4 protein-coding genes are annotated in these 2,644 nt (G+C 48.1%); all 4 read right to left on the bottom strand.

The features are described 5' to 3' along the window. Positions 1 to 383 (bottom strand): FAD:protein FMN transferase (locus ACRCZA_RS10090; RefSeq protein WP_438674311.1); only part of this gene is annotated, 383 nt, incomplete at its 3' end. A gap of 171 nt (positions 384 to 554) precedes the next feature. Then, the gene (locus ACRCZA_RS10085; protein WP_438674310.1) at positions 555 to 1,931 is read right to left on the bottom strand and encodes a DUF3570 domain-containing protein; all 1,377 of its coding nucleotides are present in this window, start codon (positions 1,929 to 1,931) and stop codon (positions 555 to 557) included. 54 nt (positions 1,932 to 1,985) lie between these two features. Beyond that, entirely contained in the window at positions 1,986 to 2,234 is a 249-nt protein-coding gene (locus tag ACRCZA_RS10080) for a DUF4266 domain-containing protein (RefSeq protein WP_438674309.1), read from the bottom strand. Between the two features lie 3 nt (positions 2,235 to 2,237). After that, positions 2,238 to 2,644: TlpA family protein disulfide reductase (locus ACRCZA_RS10075; protein ID WP_438674308.1), on the bottom strand; the 407-nt coding region annotated here is incomplete at its 5' end.

Raw genomic sequence — 2,644 nt, 5'->3', positions numbered from 1 at the left:
GGGGCGGGAATGCGGCTCTGGCCAGTAAACTGCCAAAGCTGCATTAGCGGCCCGGCGGAAACATCAAACAGACCATGACTGAGTTCAAAACACTGCTGAGCAAAGGATAATAACTGCCACGTTTCTTCATCGATGACCTGCGCGCGGCCCTCGCTATGATTCAATTGCCACAGACAGTTATGGGGGATAAAACGGCTATATTTTTGCTCTATCCTGCTAACCTCTGCCACCGCCAGCGCCAACATCTCAGCAGCAACCGCGTGAGAATCACAGGCAATGAGGATTTCACAAGGACTGGCCATCGCACGAAACTGGCCAAGGAAGCCCCACTCGCGTGGGTGTAATTCATAGGATAATGCGCTCACAGCCGATGCCAACGCCATAACTCACCTCTTTGCCGCGCAACACAGCTTCAATCATCAACACATGTCATAGTACTTGGTAAATAAGGCATTTAACACAACATATTCCCCCATCGCCTAAACATGGTATAGCCAGCTAAGCTGACTATACCATCATGGACCACGGGTGATGATTATCCTACTATTTTGTTTTTAAAATGAATAACTAAACTGAGCCACTATCGCCTTTTGAGTTGGGAATAAATCATAGTTTTGCAACTCCCCAGGGATAGCCGTGCCATTGTTTTTCGGATCCTGTTGGTAATATTCCAAGCGATAAGACATCTCATGGCCGCCCGATAACCGATGGCCAAATTTCACCCCTAAGGTATAAGCCGTCATATCACCAATGCGGTAATCGGCACTGGCAAACTCAGGTAATGTCGTATCGGCGAGTAAAAAGGGTTGATAAAAATTGACCGCCGTTTGTTGGTAATAACGCAAATGGAGCTGTCCATAGAAATTGCCACTAAAGTAATAACGGTAATGACTTTCTAAGGTATGGGAGGTCAAATCCCAATCATCGGTATTATAGCGATAAGAAAAATCGACCACGCCGGAATCTAACGCACCTTTGGTCATCAGATAAACACTGTGTTTAAGGCGTGAATCGGGGCGACTTTCATACAAGATATCTTGCGTCTGCCCATCACTATTGACCACACTCAGCACTTTATAGGGATCGGTTAAATAACCATTCACACTCGATAACCCATAATTGGCCTGCAACAGCCAACGCGCATTTAACACTTGGGTGACACCCAGCATCAGATCCGCCGTCTGTTTATCATCACTTCCCCCCTGACGGGTGGCATTAAATGCAGTGCGATAGGCCTCTTCGGTAGCGAACTTATCGCGGACAGCCATAGACGAGAAATCCACCGGACGCCCCCCCACGGGATCAACGGTATCCACACTATAGGCCGTCCCCATAAAGACGGTGGTGTTGTCCTTATTAAAGCCCCGCTCAATACCCGCGTTCACCCCCATGGACATATAGTCAAACTCCTTGGAGATATTGGCGCCGACATTGAGTTTCCACAGCGGATTAAGCACTTCAGTCCAACCGACATTGGCCTGCACGCGCGTATCATGGAAGGTATCATCAAGAGGAGTCTCGCCCGCGCTCACCTGATACTGGCCATTACCTGAAGGACGGGTAAAGGTTTGGCTGCCACTTTGGGCTACCGCTCCCGATGCCGACGGTCCAGTTAAACTGTCTACCACCAATTTAAGATCCAACACGCTATCATCGCCAAACGCTTTTTGTGCGCTCCCAATGGCTTCTATCGCCTGCACCCGATCCTGCTCTCCGTAATACATCAGCGCCGCATCAACCTTCCAACTGTCGGGATTTTTTGCCAATTCGGTAGCCTGACCACTGGCGGCAAACAACCCACAACTGGCCAAGGTTAAAGCTGCTGCAATTTGTTTGGATTGCAGTGGTTTGGGTTGCGATGTAGTTTCGATAGCCTGAGTAAAATTCGAGCGAAGAGACTTATAGCGAAGAGACTTATGATGTTTGTTCATGGCTTACCACACCTTGTTAATTATTATTATCAAGTAAGATTTAATGCGCGCGGTTTAATTGCAACCACATCCGCCACCGGCAAATGCTCGCCCACCACTACTGCCTTCTTTACTGAAATAAATATGATCATCTAATGCTAAATCGAGCTTTTCATGATCGAGTGCCATATCGCTGCGCGCCAGTTGGCCCTTTTCCCAAGGCTGCACCCCAAGTTGAGCGCAGCCACTTAGGCCAAGCGTCAGGGTGACAAGGATGAACGCAGTATTGACTCGGCCCGGGGTAAATAATCGTGTTTTCAACATAGGTTACTCCTTCAACAGCTTGATAAGTTCACGTTCATAATCTGCGGCATTATCCGGATAAAATCCCACATGTTGCTGCACTAATTGTCCTTGGCGGTTGAACACAAAACTGCTCGGCATGCCCATTAAATCAAAACTTTTGGCAACATCCCCCTCAGGGTTAAAACGTAGGGTAAATTGGGCAGGCACTTGCTGTAAAAAGGTCTGAGCCAGCTCGGGCTCGGTATCGAGATTAATCGCCACGACCGCCAATCCCTCGGCCTGATACTTTTGCTGCATCGCATTCATCCACGGAAAAGATTTTCGGCAAGGACCACACCAAGACGCCCAAAAATCGACATACACGACTTTGCCCTTAAACTCATTTAAAGAAACGCTTTGGTTTTGTGCATTTAACACTTGATGATCCA

Origin of the sequence: Shewanella sp. (genome assembly GCF_051658185.1) — a bacterium.
In the GTDB taxonomy this organism is placed as follows: domain Bacteria; phylum Pseudomonadota; class Gammaproteobacteria; order Enterobacterales; family Shewanellaceae; genus Shewanella.
Note: the sequence above shows the minus strand (reverse complement) of the source record. Positions and strands in the feature narration are given on the sequence as shown.